Here is a 4,126-nt window from a genome sequence, read left to right as displayed (position 1 = left end):
CCCCTTACCAGAGCAAACTTTTGCTGTTACAGATTACGAAGCGCTAGAACAAGCTGAAGCAGAGCGCGAAGCGCGTGAGCAGGCAATGATGGAGGCCGCCGAGGCACGGAGACGAGAAAGAGAGCAGGCTGAAGCACGTACAACGTCTCTCATTATTATTGGCTTAGGTAATTTACTTGTCATCTTGATTGGCGCCGCAACCTGGTTTGTGCTGAAAAAGCGTAAAGCACGAAAATTAGCTGAAGCCGCGCAAGAGCTTGAAGCTCCGCCACCCGATAAAGATGCGGAGTCAAAGGAGGCAAGTGAAGAGACGGATGAGCTGGATATCGATGGATCGAATAAAAATGTTTAACCGTGGCGAATGATAAAATTTAGCCGTGGTTAATGATAAAAAAGAGAGGGAAATCCCTCTCTTTTAGCGGTGCGCTCAAAATACAGTGCGGTTATGCCGCATTATGCATCTTGTTTTCTTTGACTGACGCGGCAGGTAACTCTGCAGGATCAAAGTCATCGACATTGATTGTTTCGAGTCGACCTTGCTCGGCTTCTCGCAGCAAGTCGGCTTCTTGCTCGGAAATGACGCCAGCGTGTAACCCTTTATCGGCTACTTGATCCAGGAACATGAACGGCAACTTCTCGCCAAGACCGTCACAGACCTTCTTATGGATAGGCTCAGCCTTGAGGATGTCATGCAACGCTTTCTCGATATTGCCGATCGCATTGCCTGGCTCAAAGAATTGACCACGACCAATCCGGTCACGCGTCGCACTAGGTGATTGTAAAATCACTGCCAATTTACCATCCAGACGATCACCCGGCTGGCGGCGTCCTCTACCAAGAGGGAACACCAAGGCTCTTACTAACCCGGCAATCACACGATTCGGGAAGTTTGCGAGGAAACCATCCAATGCTTGCTCTGTTTGGTACATCGCGTCTTGCATGCCCCAATGAACCAAAGGAAGATCCTCTGTCTGGAAGCCTTCGTCAGCGTAACGCTTCATGGTCGCGGATGCTAAGTAGAGCTGGCTAAGCACATCCCCCAAGCGCGCCGATAAGCGCTCTTTACGTTTCAGGTTACCGCCCAATACCGCCATAGAGACATCAGCAAGTAGTGCCAGCGCAGAGCTATAGCGATTCATCTGCTGGTAGTAACGACGTGTCGCGTCTTTGCGTGGTGCTTTCGAGAAACGTCCATCGGTTAAACCAAGCCAAAGGGTGCGAGCAACATTGCTAAATACAAAGCCGACGTGACCGAACAGTGCTTTGTCAAATGCTGCAAGTGCCGCTTGCTGATCGCTATTCTCGCTCGCACGAATCTCATCTAAGACAAATGGATGACAACGAATCGCCCCCTGGCCAAAGATAATCATTGAGCGGGTCAGAATATTCGCACCTTCCACGGTGATAGCAATCGGTGAACCCTGGTAATTCCGGCCCAAATAGTTTTTCGGCCCTAAGCAGATGCCTTTACCACCAATAACATCCATCGCATCAATGACGCTCTGCTGGCTACGGTGGGTACAGTGATATTTGACGATTGCCGAGATAACAGAGGGTTTTTCGCCTGCATCAATCCCTGTCACGGTCAACGCACTCGCGGCATCCATAACATAGGCATTACCCGCGATGCGAGCCAGCGGCTCTTCGATCCCTTCCATTTTGCCAATTGGCAATTTGAACTGACGACGAATACGTGCGTAAGCGCCGGTTGCAAGTGCAGCCGATTTAAGCCCACCCGTGGTATTTGAAGGCAGCGTGATACCGCGACCAATAGACAGGCACTCCATCAACATGCGCCAGCCTTGACCGGCCATTTTTTGCCCGCCAATAATAAAGTCCATCGGAACAAAGACTTCGTTACCTTGAGTCGGGCCATTTTGGAAAGGTACGTTCAATGGGAAATGGCGGCGACCAATTTGCACACCTTCCATATCGGTTGGGATCAATGCGCAAGTGATGCCGAGCTCGTCTTGATCACCGAGTAAATGATCGGGGTCGCGTAGCTTAAATGCCAAGCCTAAGACAGTCGCTACTGGTGCAAGCGTGATATAGCGTTTGTTCCAGGTGATTTTCATTCCCAGGACTTCTTCACCGTTCCAAACGCCTTTGGTCACTACGCCGTAGTCTGGAATAGAGCCCGCATCCGAACCGGCTTCTGGACTGGTTAATGCAAAACAAGGGATCTCCTTACCCTGGGCAAGGCGAGGGAGGTAGTGGTCTTTCTGATCCTCGGTACCATAATGCTGAAGTAGTTCACCAGGGCCGAGCGAGTTAGGAACACCCACGGTTGACGACAGTACACCAGAAACCCCCGACAGTTTTTGCAGTACTAAAGACTGTGCATATGCGGAAAACTCTAGGCCACCATATTGTTTTTTGATGATCATGGCGAAGAACTTATTGTCCTTCAGATACTGCCACACCTCTTCGGGAAGATCGGCAAGCTCGTGCGTGACCTGGTAGTCATCAACCATGCGACAGACCTCATTAACAGGTCCATCGAGGAAGGCTTGTTCTTCAGCGCTAAGTGTGGGGGCCGGAATATCATGCAATTTGTTCCAATCCGGGGCGCCGCGGAATAAATCGGCTTCCCACCAGACGGTGCCTGCGTCGATCGCTTCTTTCTCCGTTGCTGACATTTCTGGCATCACGGATTTAAAGGCTTTAAATGCAGGCTTACTCAGCCAATTGCGACGAAATGTCACAATATTTAGTGGTAGAGCAATGACGGCAAAAATTAACCAAGTAATTTGCCCCACACTCCCTATGACTGTCCCTACAACTAATCCGGCTGCCAGTACGGCAGTCGATACCAGCAACTTAGCACGATGGTATGCGAGTACGCCGGCCAGTATTAGCATGGCGACGATATATAACCCTGTTGCCATCACGTCATCTCCTTCGGTTTAATTAGGCTCTTACGCGTCGTGGTAAGAGGTCGTACCACTCAATGTAACCAAAAAATTAAATAATTGTAAAATCATACGGTGTGACCTGGCCTGCAAGRTCAGAAAATCTTCACTGCAGTTATTGCACAAATGGAAAGATAGGTTGCCATTCAAGCAAACGTGACCGAGCTCGCTTGCTGGATGATAACGGTAGTCGACAGCCCTAAAACGATACGGGTACACTGATAGTTAAACTGACTGATGCCTAACGGGCGTGATATTTGTTAACAGTGGGAAGGTGCCATGTACCAAGATCTTATTCGCGGTGAGCTTTCAGAAGCAGCCGATGTGTTAACCGCATTTTTGAGTGATGACAATAACATCCAGCAGATTGAAAAAGCGGCGACACTCCTTGCTGATAGTTTTAAGGCCAGCGGCAAGGTGTTGTCTTGTGGTAATGGTGGCTCACATTGTGATGCGATGCATTTTGCTGAAGAACTCACCGGGCGTTACCGCGAAAACCGTCCAGGCTACCCGGCGATTGCCATTTCCGATCCGAGTCATATTTCCTGTGTCTCCAACGACTTTGGCTACGAGTATGTTTTCTCCCGTTATGTTGAAGCCGTGGGTATGAAGGGGGACGTTCTGTTTGGCCTATCGACCTCGGGGAATTCAGGGAACATCTTAAACGCGATGGAAGCGGCTCAGAAAAATGGCATGAAAACAATCATGCTAACGGGAAAAGATGGCGGCAAAATGGCGGGGCTAGCGGACATCGAAATTCGGGTTCCACACTTTGGTTATGCTGATCGCATTCAAGAAGTTCATATCAAAATTATCCATATTCTGATCCAATTGGTGGAAAAGGAAATGGCAGCATAATTCGCAGAGGTAGACGAAAGAATGTGTGAGTTGCTTGGCATGAGTGCCAACGTCCCTACGGATATCTGTTTTAGTTTTACCGGCTTAATTCAACGGGGCGGAAAAACAGGTCCGCATCGTGATGGTTGGGGGATTACTTTTTATGAGGGTAAAGGATTTCGTACCTTTAAAGATCCGGCCCCCAGCAGTCAATCTAAAGTCGCGGAGCTTGTAACCAGTTATCCGATCAAAAGCTGTTCGGTCGTTAGTCATATTCGTCAAGCGAACCGAGGCGGCGTGAGCTTGGAAAACACACATCCTTTTACGCGAGAAATTTGGGGACGCCATTGGACCTTTGCCCATAATGGCCAACTCTC

General features: G+C 49.3%; 3 protein-coding genes and 1 pseudogene. 3 read left to right on the top strand and 1 reads right to left on the bottom strand.

Annotated features, from left to right (window positions below; translation table 11 throughout):
- A pseudogene (locus BZG79_RS12960) lies at window positions 1–352 on the top strand (hypothetical protein); the annotation flags it as partial.
- A gap of 91 nt (window positions 353–443) precedes the next feature.
- On the opposite strand, the gene fadE reads toward BZG79_RS12960, so the two are convergent.
- The gene (gene fadE / locus BZG79_RS12955) at window positions 444–2,888 is read right to left on the bottom strand and encodes an acyl-CoA dehydrogenase FadE (protein WP_077774600.1); all 2,445 of its coding nucleotides are present in this window, start codon (window positions 2,886–2,888) and stop codon (window positions 444–446) included.
- A gap of 303 nt (window positions 2,889–3,191) precedes the next feature.
- On the opposite strand from fadE, the gene lpcA reads away from it, so the two are divergent.
- Together lpcA and BZG79_RS12945 are read left to right on the top strand one after the other, a co-directional pair.
- On the top strand, window positions 3,192–3,770 hold the full coding sequence (lpcA, locus tag BZG79_RS12950) for a D-sedoheptulose 7-phosphate isomerase (protein WP_077774599.1): 579 nt from the start codon (window positions 3,192–3,194) through the stop codon (window positions 3,768–3,770).
- Between the two features lie 21 nt (window positions 3,771–3,791).
- Window positions 3,792–4,126 (top strand): class II glutamine amidotransferase (locus tag BZG79_RS12945; protein WP_199877831.1); only part of this gene is annotated, 335 nt, incomplete at its 3' end.

This window comes from Salinivibrio sp. MA427, from assembly GCF_001996115.1.
Taxonomy (GTDB): Bacteria; Pseudomonadota; Gammaproteobacteria; order Enterobacterales; family Vibrionaceae; genus Salinivibrio; species Salinivibrio costicola.
The sequence above is the reverse complement of the archived record's forward strand: the minus strand, read 5'-3'. Positions and strand labels throughout refer to the sequence as shown.

What these genes read in the sequence shown, in the direction of transcription:
- lpcA (WP_077774599.1), top strand. Translation starts at nt 3,192, where the DNA reads ATGTACCAAGATCTTATTCGCGGTGAGCTTTCAGAAGCAGCCGATGTG.
- fadE (WP_077774600.1), bottom strand. Translation starts at nt 2,888, where the DNA reads ATGGCAACAGGGTTATATATCGTCGCCATGCTAATACTGGCCGGCGTA.